This is a genomic window from Dietzia maris (assembly GCF_014144855.1).
Taxonomy (GTDB): Bacteria; Actinomycetota; Actinomycetes; order Mycobacteriales; family Mycobacteriaceae; genus Dietzia; species Dietzia kunjamensis.
The window spans coordinates 1-2,269 of the sequence record NZ_JAALDN010000456.1 but is presented as its reverse complement, the minus strand read 5'-3'; the positions used below and the strand labels follow the sequence as shown (position 1 = coordinate 2,269).

2 protein-coding genes are annotated in these 2,269 nt (G+C 72.6%); both read right to left on the bottom strand.

The features are described from left to right. Window positions 1–1,278, bottom strand: a 1,278-nt coding sequence (locus tag G6024_RS14170; protein WP_235027922.1) for an alpha/beta fold hydrolase, incomplete at its 3' end; no start/stop codon positions are given. After that, window positions 1,275–2,269, bottom strand: a 995-nt coding sequence (alr, locus tag G6024_RS14165) for an alanine racemase (protein ID WP_159148987.1), incomplete at its 5' end; no start/stop codon positions are given. The genes alr and G6024_RS14170, both read right to left, overlap by 4 nt.

The window sequence follows — 2,269 nt, the reverse complement described above, 5'->3', positions numbered from 1 at the left end:
GGACGGGGCCGTCTCCCCACCGGCGCCCCGGTCCGGCGGGGGCATGGCGGCGCGGCCCACGCCGTCGGCGCGACGCTCCCGCTCCCGCCATTCGATGATCGCGTCGGCCACCAGGTCCCCCAGCACCTCGGACACGTGGGCGGGCTCCTCCAGCATCACCATGTGCCCGGCACCCGGGACCACCACGAACTCGGCGTCCGGCAGTTCCTCGACGATGTCGACCGACCGGTCGAGCGGGGTGAGCAGGTCGCGGTCACCGCACAGGACGGTCGTGCGGACGTCCCGCAGGACGGGCACGGCGGCCGACTCGTCGTGCTGGGTGAGGGTCTCGAAGAAGTTGGCGATGGTCAGCACGTCGGTCGAGCCGATGAGTTTGTCCACGAACCGGGCGACGGTCGGGCTCATCGCGGCGGGGTCACCGAACGAGCCGCCGTAGATGAACGGCGAGATGAGCGCCCCGAGGGCCCGCCGACCGTTGGTGAACACCCCGGGACTCCGGCCTGCGAGACCGGCGAGCCGCGCGACGGATTTGTTGTCGAGCACCGCGCCGAGCCCCGCCTCGGAGAGCTCGGCCATGGCGGTGGAGACCAGCCCGGCCCCCAGGACGCGCTCCCGCACGGTCTCCGGGTGGCGCGCGGCATATCCCATGACCGTCATCCCGCCCATGGAATGCCCGATCACCACCACCGGACCGGTGGGTGCCGTCGCCGAGATGACGGTGTCGAGGTCCCGGGACAGCTGGTCGATGGTGGAGTTCTTCCGCGAACTCATCCCGCTCAGCCCGTGTCCACGCTGGTCGTAGAACACCATCCGGATCTCCGAGCCGAACCGGTCCGCGAGATGCCGCCGCTGGAAGTGCCAGCTGTCCATCGACAGGGTGTAGCCGTGGGCGAACACGACGGTCATCGGCGCATCGGTGGGCCCGGCCTCCCGCACCGCGAGCGGTACGCCGTCGGAGGCCGCGACCATGGAGCCACGGTCCACTCCGAGTTCCCACATGTCTTCGCCCGCCCACGGGTCGTTGGCGCGTCGACCGGGCAGCAGGGTGACCACCGAACCGAGCGTGGCCGCACCGAGGGCTCCCAGGCCCGCACGCAGCCCTCCCGGGGTCCGGATATGCTCCCTGATCGCCTCGAGATCCCCGGGCGCGCCCCCCACGACCTCGGGTGGTCGGATCTCCACCGGCTCCTCGGCCGCGGACCGGGCCGGGCGTCTGGGCAGACGGATCCGGGGCCTTCCGCTGCGACCGGTCACCTCGCCGTCGTCGTCCTCGCTCATATCGCAGCCTCCCGCCCCCGGTCGGCACCGTGTGACGCACGAAGGACGTGGTGCCTCTCGGCACGCCCCCGCACGGCGGTGACCACCTCGTAGTGGATGGTGCCGACCGTCCTGGCCCACTCGGCGGCCGTCGGGCCGCCGTCGGCCCCGTTCCCGAACAGCACCGCGGTGTCCCCCACCCGGACCGGCGTCGCGGGCTCCGGGCCGAGGTCGACGACGAACTGGTCCATGCAGACGCGGCCGACGTTCGGATACCGGCGTCCGCCGATCGTGACGTCCATCCGGCCCGACAGCAGCCGCCACACCCCGTCGGCGTAACCGGCAGCGATCAGGGCAACGGTGGTGTCGTGCGGGGCGTGCCACGTGTGCCCGTAGCTCACGCCCTGACCGGCGGCCACGCGCCTCACCAGGAGGACCTCCGCCGAGAACGTCATGGCCGGGACCAGGTCGGCCTCCAGGCCTTCGACCGGGTTGAGACCGTAGAGCGCGATCCCCGGCCGGACCATCTCGAAGCCGTCCTCGGGGCGGGTCAGGGTCGCCGCCGAATTGGCGTGGTGGTTGACCGGGCACTCCAGCCCCCGGGCACGCGCGAGGGACACGCACTCGTGCAGCCGGGCCACCTGCAGGTCGATCACCGGGTTGCCCGGATCATCGGCGTGGGCGAAGTGCGCCATCAACCCCGTCACCTCGACGAGACCGCCGGCGGTCGCCGCGACCAGCCGCTCGAGCACGGCCGGCCAGTCCTCCAACGCGATGCCCGACCGGGCGAGACCCGTGTCGATCTTGGGGGTGATCCGCGCGCGGCGGCCGGTACGTCGGGCGGCCTCGAGCACGGTGTCGAGGTGGCCCGGGCTCGGGACGGCGAGGACGATGTCGGCCTCCAGGGCCGACCGGACGTCATCGGACGCCGAGTAGAGCCACGCCAGGATCTCGGCCCCGATCCCCGCCGACCGAAGCTGCGTCGCCTCCGCGATGGTCGTCACGCCGAGGG